Origin of the sequence: Kitasatospora mediocidica KCTC 9733 (assembly GCF_000744225.1) — a bacterium.
In the GTDB taxonomy this organism is placed as follows: Bacteria; Actinomycetota; Actinomycetes; order Streptomycetales; family Streptomycetaceae; genus Kitasatospora; species Kitasatospora mediocidica.
Map to the genome: position 1 here is coordinate 713,766 of NZ_JQLN01000006.1, position 15,719 is coordinate 729,484.

The 15,719-nt window shown below is 70.9% G+C and carries 9 protein-coding genes; 8 read left to right on the forward strand and 1 reads right to left on the reverse strand.

All coding sequences use genetic code 11. From position 1 onward, the window contains the following. Window positions 1-46 precede the first annotated feature (46 nt). From BS80_RS29495 to BS80_RS29520, 6 genes are all read left to right on the forward strand, one after another. Window positions 47-1,093, forward strand: coding sequence for a LacI family DNA-binding transcriptional regulator (locus tag BS80_RS29495; RefSeq protein ID WP_035804280.1), 1,047 nt, complete (start codon window positions 47-49; stop codon window positions 1,091-1,093). A 116-nt stretch (window positions 1,094-1,209) separates the two neighbouring features. Next, on the forward strand, window positions 1,210-2,367 hold the full coding sequence (locus BS80_RS29500; RefSeq protein ID WP_035803760.1) for a substrate-binding domain-containing protein: 1,158 nt from the start codon (window positions 1,210-1,212) through the stop codon (window positions 2,365-2,367). 5 nt (window positions 2,368-2,372) lie between these two features. Next, window positions 2,373-3,941 (forward strand): sugar ABC transporter ATP-binding protein, encoded by a 1,569-nt coding sequence (locus BS80_RS29505; RefSeq protein WP_051967351.1) that lies wholly within the window; start codon window positions 2,373-2,375, stop codon window positions 3,939-3,941. Beyond that, complete coding sequence (locus BS80_RS29510) at window positions 3,938-4,945, forward strand: ABC transporter permease (protein WP_035803762.1); 1,008 nt, start codon at window positions 3,938-3,940, stop codon at window positions 4,943-4,945. Before BS80_RS29505 ends, BS80_RS29510 begins: the two co-directional genes overlap by 4 nt. Window positions 4,946-5,125: 180 nt before the next feature. Further along, the gene (locus BS80_RS29515) at window positions 5,126-6,679 is read left to right on the forward strand and encodes an alpha-L-arabinofuranosidase B (RefSeq protein ID WP_035803764.1); all 1,554 of its coding nucleotides are present in this window, start codon (window positions 5,126-5,128) and stop codon (window positions 6,677-6,679) included. A 353-nt stretch (window positions 6,680-7,032) separates the two neighbouring features. Next, window positions 7,033-8,094 carry a LacI family DNA-binding transcriptional regulator gene (locus tag BS80_RS29520; protein ID WP_083975529.1) on the forward strand — a complete coding sequence of 354 codons (1,062 nt, stop codon included), beginning with the start codon at window positions 7,033-7,035 and terminating at the stop codon, window positions 8,092-8,094. An 87-nt stretch (window positions 8,095-8,181) separates the two neighbouring features. Here the strand turns inward: BS80_RS29520 and BS80_RS29525 are convergent, their stop codons facing one another. Next, window positions 8,182-11,160 carry a glycoside hydrolase family 48 protein gene (locus tag BS80_RS29525; RefSeq protein ID WP_051967352.1) on the reverse strand — a complete coding sequence of 993 codons (2,979 nt, stop codon included), beginning with the start codon at window positions 11,158-11,160 and terminating at the stop codon, window positions 8,182-8,184. Window positions 11,161-11,589: 429 nt separating this feature from the next. Between BS80_RS29525 and BS80_RS29530 the strand changes: the two genes are divergently transcribed. Next, window positions 11,590-13,587, forward strand: a complete 1,998-nt coding sequence (locus BS80_RS29530) for a glycoside hydrolase family 6 protein (protein ID WP_035803766.1) — start codon at window positions 11,590-11,592, stop codon at window positions 13,585-13,587. Window positions 13,588-13,654: 67 nt separating this feature from the next. Then, complete coding sequence (locus tag BS80_RS29535) at window positions 13,655-15,178, forward strand: cellulase family glycosylhydrolase (protein ID WP_051967353.1); 1,524 nt, start codon at window positions 13,655-13,657, stop codon at window positions 15,176-15,178. The last annotated feature ends 541 nt before the right edge of the window (window positions 15,179-15,719 follow it).

Below are 15,719 nucleotides of genomic sequence, written 5' to 3' on the forward strand. Positions count from 1 at the left end.
GCGCGCCGCCCTCGGGAACCTCGCCACCCCTGACTCGGGAGAGACCATGTCGGAAGCCAGAACCGCCGGCGGTACGCAGCCGGTGATGGTGGACGTGGCCGCTCTGGCCGGTGTGTCCCACCAGACCGTCTCGCGCGTGCTGAACGGCAGTCCCCATGTGCGTGCGCAGACCCGGGAACGTGTGCTTGCGGCGATCCGGAAACTCGACTACCGTCCCAACACCGCAGCGCGGGCACTGGTCACCCGTCGTTCCCAGACCCTTGGTGTGATCAGCTTCGACACCACTCTCTACGGGCCTTCCCAGATGCTGTACGGAATCGAGCAGGCTGCCCGGGCTGCGGGCTACTACATCAGCATCGCGAGCCTGCGCGACCAGGACACGTTCTCCGTCCACGAGGCCGTGGACCGGCTCCGGGACCAGGCCGTCGAGGGGATCGCCGTCATCGCCTCGCGAGTCTCCGCCATGGCGGCGCTCGCACGGCAGATCGCCACCGTCCCCATGGTCACCGTCGGGCCCACGGATCCGGGCCGGCTGCCCGGAGCGGGCGTGGACAACGAGGCCGGCGCCAGGGCGGCGGTCCGTCACCTGCTCGACCTGGGGCACGAAACGGTCCACCACGTCGCCGGACCGGACGACTGGTTGGAGGCCAAGGCCCGTCAGGTGGGCTGGCGGGGCGCGCTCCAGGACCACGGGCGGCCCGTGCCCGACTGCCTGCCGGGGGACTGGTCGGCGAGGTCGGGGTACCAGGCGGCCCTGCGGCTGGCCGACGACCCGGGGGTGACCGCGGTCTTCTGCGCCAACGACCACATGGCGCTGGGAGTCGTCCGCGGCCTCCATCAGACGGGGCGACGGGTTCCGCGGGACGTGAGTGTCGTGGGATTCGACGACATCCCCGAGGCCGCATTCCTCACGCCGCCGCTCACCACCGTCCGCCAGCACTTCGGAGAACTCGGGCGCTGCGGTCTGGAACTGCTGCTGCACCGCGTCCAGTTCTCCGCTCCCACCGCCGCCGGGGACGACAGCAGCCACCAAGTGGCCATCGTCACACCCGAGTTGATTGTCAGGGCCAGTAGCGCGAAGCCCGGCCGCTGACCCCCACCGGATGCGCGGTCCGTCCCCGCTCCCGACGAGGGACGGGAGCACCGCCGGCATCCCCCTGTCCACCGCACCGATTCGCACCGCCCGGTACAGACCAGAAGAGGAATCACATGAGCGCCACCACCACCCGCTCCAGCAGAGGCCTGCGCCTCGCCGCCATCGCCGCCGTGGCCTCGCTCGCCCTGACCGCGACCGCCTGCTCCAAGCAGGGGGCCGGCAGCAGCGGCAGCGACAGCGGCGCCGGCTCCACCGGGGCCGCCGCCGCCCCCGTGATCCAGGGTGACATCACCTTCAACGACGCCAACCTGGCCAAGCTGGACGACGCGCTGAAGGGCTCCCTGCAGGGCAAGGACCTGTCGAAGCTGGACCTGGCCATGGTGGTCAACGTCTCGGTGGACTACTGGAACGCCGGCAAGGTCGGATTCAACAAGGGTCTGGCCGACCTCGGCGTGAAGGGCACCTTCCAGGCCCCGGCGAACGGCCGGCTGGACCAGCAACTGTCGATGATCCAGACCATGCGCGGCCAGAACATCTCCGCCTTCTCGGTCTCGGCGATCGACCCGACCGCCATCAAGGCACCCATCCAGGACGCGAACTCGGCCGGCATTCCGGTGCTGGCGATCGACTCCCCGCTGCCCGCCGAGGACGGCGCCGCGCTCTACCTCGGCACCCCCAACTACCAGGCCGGACAGAAGGCCGGCGAGGCGATGAAGGCCGCGCTGGGCGGCAAGGGCGAGGTGGTCGTGCTGGTCGGCTCGCTCACCGCGTCCAACGCCGTGGAGCGGATCCAGGGCTTCGAGGACGCGCTCAAGGGCACCGGCATCAAGGTGGTCAACAAGCTGTCCGACAGCATGGACGCCTCGAAGGCGCTGACCAACGCGCAGACGGCCATCCAGACCGACCCGAACGTGACCGGTCTCTACGGCGTCTACTCCTACGACGGACCCTCCGCCGCCCAGGCCGTGCAGGCCGCCGGCAAGGCGGGCAAGGTCAAGGTCATCTCGGACGACTCCGACGCCCAGACCCTGAAGTTCATCCAGCAGGGCGTCATCCAGGCGACGGTCGTGCAGTCGCCCTACCAGCAGGGCTACACCGGCGCCTACCTGCTGGCCGCCCTCAAGGTGCTCGGCAAGGACGCCACCATGGCGCTGGTCAAGCAGTACCTGGAGTCCGACGGGACGACGCTGAGCTCCGGCGTCGGCGTGGTCACCCAGGCCAACCAGGGCGACTACCAGGCCAAGCAGACCCAGCTCGGCATCACGGGGTGAGAGAGGTGACGAGCAACGCTTCCCCGACCCGCCTCGGCCCGGCCGCGGTCCTGCGCGGGGTACAGAAGAGTTACGGGCCGGTCACCGTGCTGGACATCCCCGAACTCGAGCTGAAGCGCGGCCAGATCACCTGCGTGGTGGGGGAGAACGGCGCCGGGAAGTCCACCCTGATGGGTGTGCTCTCCGGCACCGTCTCCCCGACCACGGGGGAGATCCTGATCGCGGGACAGGCCCTCCAGCCGGGCCGTCCGGACCACGCCAAGGCGCTCGGCGTCAGCATGGTCGCCCAGGAGTTCCCCCTGGTGGGCGGGCTCAGCGTCGCGGAGAACCTGCTGTTGGGCCGTCACAGCCGGGCGGCCGAGCAGGCGGGCCGGCTGCGGCGGGTGCTGTTCGACCGGTCCGGAACCCGCCAGGAGGCCCGGGAACTGCTCGCGGACGTCGGAGTGGACGGCATCGACGTCGACCGCCCGGTCGGGCAGCTCCCGGTACCACTGCGGCAGATGATCGAGATCGCCAAGGGTTGGGGCAACCACCCGCTGGTCCTCATCCTGGACGAGCCCACCTCCTCCCTCGGCCCGGTCGAAGCCGCCAAGGTCCTCCACCTCGCACGCCGCCACACCGCGAACGGCGGGGCGGTCCTGTTCATCGGCCACCGCCTGGACGAGGTCCGTGACATCGCCGACCGCGTGGTCGTGCTGCGCGGCGGCCAACTGGTGGCCGACCTCACGCCCGAGGAGGCCACCGAGGAACGGATGATCCGCGAGATGGTCGGCAGCGAGCTCGCCCACTCCGACGGCGCTCCGCCCGTCTCCCGCACGGACCGCACCGTCCTGCTCGCCCGCTCGCTGACCGCCGACGGCCTCGGACCCGTCGACCTGGAGCTGAAGGCCGGTGAGATCGTGGGTGTCGCCGGCCTGATGGGCTCCGGCCGCAGCCGCCTGCTGCACACGATCATGGGGGCCCAGCCCCGTACCGGCGGTGAGACGGAGCTGAACGGCAGGCCGTTCCGGCCGCGGCACCCGGCCGACGCCGTCGCGGCCGGGGTCGGTCTGGTGCCCGAGGACCGCAAGGAGCAGTCCCTGCTGCTCCAGCACCCGGTCCGGTGGAACGCGACGCTGGCCACCCTGCGCCGCGACTCCTGGCACGGTGTCCTCACCCCCGGCGGGGACAAGGAACGGTCGCAGCGGATCGTCCAGGACCTGGGGGTGCGGATGCACTCCCAGGAGCAGCCGATCGGTGACCTGTCCGGCGGGAACCAGCAGAAGGTCGTCTTCGGGCGCTGGCTGCACGCCGGCCCCGACCTGCTGCTCCTGGACGAGCCCACCCGGGGCGTCGACGTCGGGGCGAAGGCCGAGATCTACCAGCTCATCGACAACGCGGCGCAGGACGGGCTGGCGGTCCTGGTGGCCTCCTCGGAGCTGGAGGAACTGCTCCGGATGTGCCACCGGATCGTCGTGATGGCGCAGGGCCGGATCGTCGCCGACCTGCCGCGCGAGCACTTCAGCAAGGAACAGATCATGACAGCGGCAGCGGGCACGCAGTCGCTGACCGCAGGCTCGGAGGCAACCGCATGACCACGCAGACCACCCCCGTCACCAAGGGGGCAGGAGTGACCCCGCGCAGGCGGTTGCGCTCGCTGGTGGAGACTCCCGAGGTGGGCGTCGTCGTCGCGTGCGTCGCGGTGTTCGTCGCGCTCGCGCTCGCCAGGGACACCTTCGCCAACGCGGTCAACCTGCAGGGCATGGGCTTCGACCTCGCCCAGTACGGACTGATCGCGATCGGTGAGTCGTTGGTGATCCTCACCGGCGGCATCGACCTGTCGGTCGGCGCTCTGCTCGGCACCTCGGTGATCCTCATCTCCTGGTTCAACGTGCGGGCCGGACTCCCGGCCGGTGTCGCGATGCTGGCCACCCTGGCCATCACCGGGCTGATCGGCCTGTGGCACGGAATCGCGGTCACCAGGCTGAAGATGCCCCCGTTCGTGGTGACCCTGGTGACCTACACCGTCGCCCAGGGCGTCACCCTGGCGATCACCTCCGGGACGTCGATCGTCGGCATCTCGGGCTTCTTCGGCGACATCGGCCAGTCCTACCTCGCCCAGATCCCGGTCCCGTTGATCCTCTTTGCGATCGTGGCGGTGGCGGCCTGGTTCTTCCTGGAGCGCACCTTCGTCGGACGCCAGGTCTACGCCGTCGGCGGCAACCCCGAGGCGGCCCGACTGGCGGGCATCCGCGGCGACCGGCGGATCGTCTCGATGTACGTGACCAGCTCACTCCTCGCGGGCTTCGGGGCGATGCTGGTGCTGGGCCGGATGGGTGTCGGCTCCGCGAGCGGCGTCGGCGTCGGATGGGAGCTCCAGGCCATCGCGGCGGCCGTCATCGGCGGCGTCAGCCTGACCGGTGGCCAGGGGCGGATCCTCGGCATCGTCGCGGGCACCGTACTGCTGGAGCTCATCACCAACGGCCTGACCACGCTGCAGATCAACTCGAACTACACCAACATCGTCCTCGGTGGTGTCCTCGGCATCGCCATCCTCGCTGACCGGCTCCGCGCCAAGCACTTCTCCAGCAGGGCCTGACGCCGCGACACCCGAAGCGGGCGTGCCGGGGTGTCTCCATGGTGAGGCCGCGGCCACCCGCATCGGAGGGCGCTGAAATGTTAGCGCTAACACTCGCTATCCCCGTGCGGGCCCCTGCCACGACGCGGCGGCCCGCTGGTGCCGACATCCGATTTCCTTCCCACCCGGAGGAGTAGAACCATGACCACGGGACAGTGGGTGCGCCGGCTGCGGCGCACCCTGATGACGGCGGGGGCGACCCTCGCCCTCGCCGCCGGTGTGCTCACCGGTACGGCCACACCTTCGCAGGCAGCGGTTCAGGGCCCCTGCGACATCTACCAGGGCGGCGGCACGCCGTGCGTGGCCGCGCACAGCAGCACCCGGGCCCTGTACGGCTCCTACAACGGCCCGCTGTACCAGGTGAAGCGGGCCTCCGACGGCGCCACCAAGGACATCGGCGTGCTGGGCGCGGGCGGCTACGCCAACGCGGCCGCCCAGGACTCCTTCTGCGCCGGGACCAGCTGCGTGATCACCGTGATCTACGACCAGTCGGGCAAGGGCAACAACCTCACCCAGGCCCCCGCCGGTGGAGCCGCCGGCGGTCCCGACAACCTCGCCAACGCGGTCGAGGCGCCGGTCTCGGTCGGCGGGCACAAGGCCTACGGCGTCTACATCGCCCCGGGCACCGGCTACCGCGACGACCACACCAACGGCATCGCCACCGGCGACCAGCCCGAGGGCATGTACGCCGTCCTCGACGGCACCCACTACGACGGCGGCTGCTGCTTCGACTACGGCAACGCCGAGGCCAACGACCACGACACCGGCAACGGCCACATGGAGGCCATCTACTTCGGCGACATCAAGGCCTGGGGTTACGGCACCGGCAACGGCCCCTGGGTGATGGCCGACCAGGAGAACGGCCTGTTCTCCGGCGCCGGCACCCAGTTCAACGCCAACGACCCCAGCGTCAACGACCGCTTTCTGACCGCCATCGTCAAGGGCGCGCCCAACCAGTGGGCGATCCGCGCCGGCGACGCCCAGTCCGGTGGCCTCTCCACCTACTACAGCGGCGCCCGCCCCAACGCGGCCGGCTACAACCCGATGCACAAGGAGGGTTCGATCATCCTCGGCATCGGCGGCGACAACAGCAAGGGCTCCGCGGGCACCTTCTACGAGGGCGTGATGACCTCGGGCTACCCGAGCGACGCCACCGAGAACGCCGTCCAGGCCAATGTCACCGCGGCGGGTTACAGCAGTGCCAGTGTCGCCGGCAACACGCTGACGCCCGGCTCCCGAGTCTCGCTGCGGGCCACCACCACCTGCTGCACCGGGGACTACATCACGCACGACGACGCGGACAACAAGGCCGGCATCACCGCCGTCAACTCCTCAAGCTCGTCCGCCCTCAAGGGCGACGCGTCCTGGATCGTGCGGGCCGGGCTGGCGAACAGCTCCTGCCTGACCTTCGAGTCCGCCAACGACCCCGGCCAGTTCCTGCGGCACTACAACTTCGAGCTCTACCTGAGCCCGGACGACGGGGGCGCCGCGTTCGCACAGGACGCCACCTTCTGCTCCGGGGCCGGGAACAGTGGCACGGGCTTCTCGTTCCAGTCCGTCAACTATCCGACCAAGTACCTTCGCCACTACGACTACACGCTCTACGTCGCCAGCGACGGCGGCTCCAACGCCTGGGACAGCAGCAACAGTTGGAAGGACGACAGCAGCTGGCTGGTCGACCAGCCCTGGAGCTGACCACAGGTCGGACAGTCACCCGGCACGCGCGTGTGACAGATCGCGGCTGTGAGCCCGGGGTGTGACCAGGCGCCGCCGACGGGGTCGTGTGTCCGCGACCCCGTCGGCGGTCTGTCCCGTGCGGCGTCCTACCGCCGCGCGGGGCCGTTCGTTCTGCACGGCGCGGGCCGCTCGATGCGACCCGCGCCTTCGGCCTGCGCGGGTGTCATGGCCGACGTCCGCTCCTGCGAAGGTCGGCCGCCCTCCTTGACGGCGCCCACAGCGTGCGCGATGGTGACTTGGCGCGGCGTAGCGGGCGGCGCGCGCTGTCGCCGTCCGATCTCCTCCTCCCCCGACAGGCGAGGTCCGCCCGCATGCAGCAGCCCGACACCACCCCCGAGCCGCCGGCCACCATCGCACCCGCACCCGTAGCGGTACCCGTGCCCGCCCGCGCACCCGCCACCCTCGCCGAGGTCGCCCGGCGAGCGGGCGTCTCCACCGCGACCGCCTCCCGGGTACTGAGCCGGTCCGCACCGGTCTCCGCCGCAGTAGCCGCCCGAGTGGTCGACGCAGCCCGGGAGTTGACCTATGTGCGGCGCCGAGCGCCGCGCGGCCGGGGCACCGGCGTGGTGGCGGTGGTCGTCTTCGCGGATCCGCTCCGCTCCCACGCCGACCCATTCCACCACCGGCTGCTGGCCGGGCTGCGCCATGCCGCGGCCGGCCTGGAGCGGGAGTTGGCGGTCTTCACCGTCCCCGAGCGCGCGCAACGACCCACCCTGCTGCGACACCTGTGCGGCGGGCACGTGGACGGGGTGCTGCTGGTCGGCGCGTGGGAGGACGCGGAGTTGCCGCGCCTGCTGCGGGCGGCCGGCGTGCCGGTGGTCTCGGTGGGCCGTCCGGTGCGGGCGGGGGCGGCGGCGTACGTGGACGTGGCCAACCTGAGCGGTGCCCGGGCCGCCGCTCTGTGGTTGTGCGAGAGCGGACGGCGTTCGGTGGCGACCATCGCCGGACCGCCGGACACCGCCGTGGGCGCGGACCGGCTGGCGGGCTACCGGCAGGCGGTGGCGGAGGCCGGGCCGGCCTTCCGGCCGGCGGTCGCCTACGGTGACTTCTCCGGCGTTTCCGGAGAACACGCGATGCTCCGGCTTCTGCAGCAACGCCCGGTCCTGGAGGCGGTGTTCGTCGCCTCCGACCCGATGGCGATGGGCGCCCTGCGGGTGCTGCGGCGGCTCGGGCGCCGGGTGCCGGACCAGGTCGCCGTGATCGGCTTCGACGACGTGCCGGCGGCGGCCCGGGCCCGGCCCCGGCTGACCACGGTGCACCAGCCGGTGGAGCAACTCGGCGCTCGGGCCCTGGAGATGGTGCTGGACGGGCCGGACCGGACGGCCTCCCTGGTGCTCCCGACCAGTCTGGTGCTGCGCGACTCGGCCGGTTGACGGCCGGCCGGGCAACCGGCGGTGCCGTGCGGGAACACCCCGCACGGCACCGCCCCGGTGGGCTCCCGGGAATGGCCTGACGTGGCGTCAACTGCCCGGGTTCACCGTCGGGAAGAGCTGGGCGAAGGTGTCGAAGGCCGTGGCGATGTCCGCCTCGGCCCAGAACCGGTGGTAGCTGAACACCGGTGCTGCGCCGCCGTTCAGGTAGCTCTGCACCTTGGACCACTGCGGGTCACTGGTGTACCAGGGCCGGATGGACAGGAAGGTGTCGGTGGACGAGCTGAGCTGCGTCCCGTCCGGGTAGCTCCCGGTCCAGCCCGGCGGGATGTACAGGCCCTGGTGGGTCGAGGGGTCGTAGGGCTGGGTGAAGCGGCTGTAGTCGGTCCGGGTCTCCGGTGCCGAGTAGCCGAGCGGGTCGGCGTACTTGGCGTGAATGATGTCCAGGATGTTCTGGGCGAACTTCTGCGCCGAGCCGTCACCGGCCTTCGCCGCGTAGTACGAGAGGGTCTTGGCGAGCGAGCCGGCCACGCCGAGGTCCGTGTCCGCGCCGGCGGCCGTCACGTGCAGGCTCGCGTTGGCGCCGGGGCTGGTGGCGTTCCAGGTGTCCGGCGCGCCGGTCCAGGTGAGGGTGTCGGGCGTGGTGAGGGTGCCGGTGGCCGGGTCGGCCTTGCTGACCGACATCGCCCACGGGATCCACTTGCCCAGCACGCTCTTGGCCCGGGCGTCGCCGGTGGCGTAGTAGTACTCGGCCACCCGTTCCATCGACCAGGTCTGGAAGCCGAACCACTGGTTGCTGGCCGGGTCGTGGTACTCCGGCTGCGAGTCGTAGGACAGGCCGTAGAAGGTGGGGTCGCCGGCCGGGGGCGCCGCGTCGTCGCCGTAGTCGCCGCCCCAGCTGTTGGTGGCGCCGCCGGAGATGCCGCCTTCGGTGGACTGCAGCCACTGGTAGAACTGCAGCTGCTTGTCCAGGCTGCCGGACCAGTCGGTGGCCGCGCTGGGCGACTTGGGCTCCAGACCGGGATCGGTGGAGAGCGCCCAGGCCGCCATCGGGTTCTGGTAGCCCTGGTGCGCGGTGGAGCCGGAGATCCGCCAGGACCACGCTCCGCCGGTGTCACCGCCCCAGGCGAAGTACCAGGTCAGCAGACCGAGTTGCTCGTTGGCCTTGCTGGTGCCGGCGGGGCAGCTCATCGACCCGTTGCAGTTGCCGGCCTGCTTGAAGTACTTGTCGTAGAGCGCGTAGCGCAGGAAGTCCCCGAGCTTGGACGCCTTGGCGACGGTGCCGCTGATCGTCGTGCTCTTGTTCTGCGCCTTGGCGTAGGTCTCCGCCCAGTAGGCGACCTGGACCAGGCGGGCGTCCGCGTCCGGCGCGTCGGTGTACTTGTACTGCTTGGAGTAGGAGCCACCGCCGTCGTTGAAGAGGCTGAGGAAGCCCGAGCCGGACTCGCCGTACTTGAGCACGTCGCAGTCGGGCTGCGGGACGGTCTCCCAGACCGACTCCTGCGGGCCGCGCTGGTAGGTGTTGATCAGGCTGGGCTTGGTGCTGCCGTCCTCGCAGCGGCCGAAGCCGTACTTGTTGTCGGTGTCCATGATCCAGGCCGGCGAGTACATGTCCGAGCTGCCGTAGGTGGTGGACAGCTCGTTGGCCAGCGGGTCGCTGCCGACCGGGACCGAGGAGTTCAGCTTGACCGGGTACTGGTCCGGCTGGGCCTTCTCGGGACCGTAGGTGGCCGGCTTGGACGGGTTGTAGGTGTTCTGCCCGGGCTGGTCGGCGTGCCCGGGGATCATGTACGTCTCCAGGCTGGTCCAGGCGTTGTTGAAGCCGGTCCAGTCGCCGGTCACCCGGCCGTAGTCGGCCTCCAGCCAGAGCCAGTAGCTGTAGGTCTCCGACGTGGTCTCGTGACCGTAGTCGGGGGCCTCGACGATCAGCGTCTCCACCGAGTGGTAGGGGATGCCGAGCGGGCTGAAGTAGCCGTTGGCCGGGTTCTTCATCGTGCTGTAGAGGTCGAGGAAGTACGTGTCGTACCCCGAACTCTTCGCCGCCTCGGTCACGGTGACCGAGGCCGAGCCGTAGCCGGTGGCGGCGGCGGTGAAGGTGGCGGTGCCGCCGGCCTGCCCGGCGTCCGTGCCGGCCGCGAGGGTCACGGTCTGCGGGGTGTTCCAGTTGGCCGGGGTGAACGTCAGGGTTCCGCCGGACTGGACCGACAGGTCGCTGTCGCTGCCCGAACGGGTCACCGCCACGGTCACGTTGGCGGCCGGCGCCTGGGAGAGCGCGACGGTGAAGGTTCCGCTGCTGCCCTGCTGCACCGCCAGGGTCGTCGGGTTGACCAGCACGCTGGGCCCGGCCACCTTGATCGCCACGGGGGCGGACGTGGTGGTGGCGCCCAGGTTGTCGGTCGCCACCGCGGTCAGCGAGTAGTCGCCGGCCGGGACGTTCGCCCAACTGAACTGGTAGGGCGCGGTGGTGGCGGTGCCGATCAGGGTGTTGTTGCCCGGGCCGGTACTGGCGTAGAAGTCCACCTTGGCGACGCTCCCGTCGGCATCCGCCGCGGTGGCCGCGAGCGGGACGGTGGAGCCGGGCGTGAAGGTCCGCCCGGCCGCCGGGGACGTGAGCGAGACGGTCGGTGCCTGGTTGGCCCCGTGGCAGGTGGTGCCGTTGAGGGTGAAGGTGGTGGGGGTGGTGTTGGTGCCGCTGTAGCTGAAGTTGGCGCTGGTGGTGTAGGTGCTGCCGGGGTTGATGGTGGTGGCGTAGCCGGGGTTGGTGACGGTGACGGTGGTGCCGGTCTGGGTCCAGTTGCCGTTCCAGCCGTTGCTGAGGGTCTGGTTGCCGCTGTAGGCGTAGCTCAGCGTCCAGCCGTTGACCGGGGTGCTGCCGGTGTCGCTGATGGTGAGGTTGGCGGTGAACCCGCTGCCCCAGTCGTTGGTGCTGTAACTGACGCCGCAGGAGACGGTGCCCGCGGCGGCGGCGGGGGTGCCGAGGACGCCGCCGGCCGCGGCGGCCAGGGCGAGCGCGCTGACCGAGGCGAGGGTGCGGGCTGGGGCGCGGGAGCGCAGGGTCTTGCGTCGCATGCGCGACCTCCGGAGTGTGGGGGAGCACGGGTGGGCCTGCTGCCCGGTCCCGTGTGGCGCAGCGTGCCGCGACCGATGGGCTCCGTAAACGCCGCCGCCCGTCGCCCACCCGGCTCTCCCGGCGCGATCGCGGCGCCGACCAGCGCGGACGGTCGCCGACGACTCGGACTCGCAACGGGTAAGTTACATCGTGTTCATGGGAGCGTGCCCATTTCGATCGGACCGTCTCGGCTTTTGCTCTTGACGGCCCTTCGTCATCCTGGCTTTATGTGATTCGGCACCGGTGACGCAGTCTGCCGGACAAGTGGAAGCGCTCCCACGGCTCGCTCGGATCGGAGCGCTCGACCGGGGACGCCCTGGCCTCGCCCGCAGCATCCGCCAAGGCACCAACCGGGCCACCACGCATTCCCACCCGAAGGGACCCGACCTGTGCATCTCCCCACGTTACGCAGACTCCGGACGGCCGCCGCCGCGGCCGTGCTCGGCGCCGCGGCCCTAGTCCCGATGGTCGGCGCGCAAGCCGCGCACGCCGCCACCACCCATCTGACCAACCCGTTCGTCGGCGCGACCGGCTACCTGAACCCGGACTTCACCTCCGAGGTCAACGCCCAGGCCACGGCCGACGGCGGTGCGTTGGGCGCCACCGAGGCCAAGGTGGCGGGCAACTCCACCGCCGTCTGGATGGACCACATCGGCGCCATCGCCGGCGACGGCGGCCGCCTGGGGCTGAGCGCCCACCTGGACCACGCCCTGGCCCAGGCGGCGGCCGGCAACACTCCGGTGGTCGTCCAGGTGGTCATCTACGACCTGCCCGGACGCGACTGCGCGGCGCTCGCCTCCAACGGCGAGGTCCCCGCCACCGCCGCCGGCCTGACCACGTACGAGACCCAGTACGTCGACCCGATCGCCGCGATCCTCGCCGCCCCGAAGTACGCCTCGCTGCGGATCGCCGCGATCATCGAGCCGGACTCGTTGCCGAACGCGGTGACCAACCAGAGCAAGCCCGCCTGCGCCACCGCCACGCCGTTCTACGAGTCCGGCGTCGAGTACACGCTGAACAAGCTCCACCCGATCGGCAACGTCTACGACTACCTGGACATCGGCCACTCGGGCTGGCTCGGCTGGTCGAGCAACATGGGCCCGGCCGGGCAGGAGTTTGCCAAGATCGCCAAGGCCACGAACGCCGGCTTCGCCAGCGTGGACGGCTTCATCAGCGACACGGCCAACACCACCCCGCTGAACGAGCCGTTCCTCACCAACCCCGACCAGCAGGTCGGCGGCCAGCCGGTGAAGTCCGCCAACTTCTACCAGTGGAACCCGGACTTCGACGAGTACACCTACGACACCCAGATGTACTCGACCCTGGTCTCCGACGGCTTCCCGAGCACCATCGGCATGCTGGTCGACACCTCGCGCAACGGCTGGGGCGGCAGCTCCCGGCCCACCGCGCTGAACTCCGGCGCGACCAACGTCAACGACTACGTCACCCAGAACAAGGTGGACCAGCGCCCGTTCCGCGGCGACTGGTGCAACATCAACGGCGCGGGCATCGGCGCGCGGCCGCAGGCTCAGCCGTACGGATCGACCAACCCGATCATCGCCTTCCTCTGGGTGAAGCCCCCGGGCGAGTCGGACGGCGACTACCCGACCGCCACCCACCCGCACGGCGACCCGCACTGCGACCCGAACGGCACCCAGACCGACGGCACCAACACCTACCCGACCGACGCCATCCCCGGCTACGACGTCCCGGCCGGCCAGTGGTTCGGCGCGCAGTTCCAGCAGCTGGTGCAGAACGCCTACCCCTCGTTCGGCTCCACGACGGGCGGCGGCGACACCACCCCGCCCAGCAGCCCGACCGGACTGAGCGTCACCGGCACCACCGCGAGCAGCGTCTCGCTCTCCTGGACCGCCTCCACCGACAACGTCGGCGTCACCGGCTACGACGTCTACCGCAACGCCACCAAGGTCGCCACCAGCACCACCACCGGCTACACCGACAGCGGGCTGACCGCCGCCACCGCCTACCAGTACACCGTGACCGCGCACGACGCCGCGGGCAACGTCTCCACCGCCTCGGCCGCCGTCACCGCCACCACCGCGGGCGGCGGCGGCACCGGCGGCAGCGGCTGCACCGCGAGCTACTCGGTGGCCAACGACTGGGGCTCGGGCTTCACCGCCAACGTCACCGTGACCAACACCGGCAGCACGGCCACCAACTCCTGGAAGGTCGGCTGGACCTGGGGCGGCAACCAGCAGCTGACCAACAGCTGGAACGCCACCGTCACCCAGACCGGCGGCTCGGTCAGCGCCGTCAACGCGGGCTACAACGGCGCGATCGCGGCCGGCGCCAACACCAGCTTCGGCTTCCAGGGCAGCTACTCGGGCGCCAACACCGCCCCGACGCTGACCTGCACCGCCGGCTGATCCACTCCCTCCCCACGGGGCCGACCGGTCCACCCACCGGTCGGCCCCGCTCCCTAGGAGCGCACCCATGGGACCACTCACCCCGCGTACCACGTTCGCCGCGGCCGCAATCAGCGCGCTCGCCCTGGCCGCCGCGGCCGGCGGCGTCCTCGGCACCCCCGCCGCCGCCGCGGGCACCGTCTCCTGCGGCGTCAGTTACAGCACCAACGACTGGGGCAGCGGGTTCACCGCCAACCTCACCATCAGCGACACCGGCAGCACCCCGGTCAACGGCTGGACGCTGAGCTACGCCTACAGCGGCAACCAGACCCTCAGCAACGGCTGGAACGGCAACTGGACCCAGACCGGCACCACCGTCACCGTCACCAACCCCGGCTACGCCACCACCATCAACCCCGGCAGCACCTACACCACCAGCGCCAACTTCAGCTACAGCGGCACCAACACCACCCCCACCACCTTCACCCTCAACGGCACCACCTGCGGTCCGCAGTCCGGCCCGACGCCCACCCCGAGCCCGACCCCGACGCCCACCCCGACGCCGACACCCACTCCCACCGGCACGCCGTCGCCCGGTGGCCCCGCGCCCGCGCTGCACGTGGCCGGCAACCAGCTCCAGGACCCGAACGGACACACCGTCACCCTGCACGGCGCCGACCGCTCCGGCGCCGAGTTCGCCTGCGTGCAGGGCAACGGCATCTTCGACGGACCGGTCGACCAGGCCTCGATCGACGCCATCAAGAACTGGCACATCACGGCCCTGCGGATCCCGCTGAACGAGGACTGCTGGCTCGGTCTCGCCAACGTCCAGCCGGCCTACGCCGGGGCCGCCTACATCGACGCGATCAAGTCGTACGTGGCGCTGCTGCACAGCAACGGCATCACCACCATTCTCGACCTGCACTGGACCGACGGCGCCTACACCGGCAACTCCTCGGCCTGCGCCTCGGCCACCGCCACCTGCCAGAAGCCGATGCCGGACGCCGCGAACGCCATCCCGTTCTGGCGCTCGGTGGCCGCCACCTTCAAGGGCGACGACGCCACGGTCTTCGACCTGTTCAACGAGCCCTACCCCTCCCGTGCCACCGGCAGCGAGACGAGCGGCTGGGCCTGCTGGCGCGACGGTGGGACCTGCAACGGCATCGGCTACCAAGTGGCCGGCATGCAGGCGATGGTGGACGCGGTGCGCGGCACCGGCGCGGACAACGTGCTGATGCTCGGCGGAATGGAGTACTCCAACGACCTCACGCAGTGGCTCGCCTACGAGCCGGTCGACCCGCTGCACCAGCTGGCCGCCTCCTGGCACTCGTACAACTTCAACACCTGCTCCTCGCCCAGCTGCTGGAACTCCCAGATCGCCCCGGTCGCGGCCGCCGTGCCGCTGGTCGCGGGCGAACTCGGCGAGAGCGACTGCGCACACGGCTACCTGGACAGCCTGCTGCCCTGGCTGGACCAGCACGGGATCTCCTACCTGGCGTGGACCTGGAACACCTGGGACTGCTCCAGCGGCCCCTCGCTGATCTCCTCCTACGACGGCACCCCCACCGCGTTCGGGGCAGGCTATCGGGCACACCTGGCCACCCTCGGCTGACCCGTCCGCCCACCACACTGCCGGGAGCCCGGGGGAGCTCCCGGCAGTCCGGCCTGCCCGGTCACGCCCACGCCGAGTCCCGATGCCCATCACCAACTGCCGGCGCACCCAACCGGGTTCAGGGATCTGCTCACGGCCACGGCCCGCTCCGCCTTGGCACTTCGCCAGGCGGCGCGGGCGCGGGCGGCTCCGGCCGGGGTCGCTGTCGCACGCTTACCAGCACGCGCAGCGCGGCTGGAAGGCCAACCCGCAAGCCGTCGTCCACCGGGGAGGCGATGCTCCGCAGAACTTCACCACGCTCTACAACGACGTCCACGCCGCCTACCAGAACGCCCTGCGCTGGCGGATCAGTGGCGATCAGAAGCCGTTGTCTTTCCGAGAGCGACGCGTACGTTTCCGCTGTTCAGGCATAGTGCCGGTGCCTCGGTAGCAGAGACGGGGTGTCGTGTCGTCTCTTGGGTGGAGGTGCCGGATGCCGTCGGTGATGGGGTTGCTGGAGGAGCGCGAGCGTGCTGCTCGGCAACGGGTGGAGGTCCTGCAG